The organism is Gleimia coleocanis DSM 15436 (genome assembly GCF_000159015.1).
Classification (GTDB): domain Bacteria; phylum Actinomycetota; class Actinomycetes; order Actinomycetales; family Actinomycetaceae; genus Gleimia; species Gleimia coleocanis.
In genome coordinates this window covers 1-232 of sequence record NZ_DS999565.1, presented here as the reverse complement: position 1 = coordinate 232, position 232 = coordinate 1, and the positions used below count along the sequence as shown (strand labels likewise).

1 pseudogene is annotated in these 232 nt (G+C 47.4%); it reads right to left on the bottom strand.

What is annotated here, in order from left to right:
* Positions 1–67 precede the first annotated feature (67 nt).
* Positions 68–232, bottom strand: a pseudogene (locus HMPREF0044_RS08445) (hypothetical protein); the annotation flags it as partial.

Here is a 232-nt window from a genome sequence, read left to right as displayed (position 1 = left end):
ACGGATATTGAGGCCATTAACGGCTTCATCCAGCAGCACCGTAGTATGTTTATAGTTTTCCATCATTTTATAGAGACAAGTCCTGCAGTCGCTCCGATAAGTCTCCGGTAGCCAACTGCTCTGCGTCGATATCTTCTTTGACCTGTTGATGCCAGGTTGTTTCATCCCACAGCTCAAACTTGTTGAACTGTCCAACCAGCATCACTTCTTTTGTCAGCCCGGCATGTTGCCG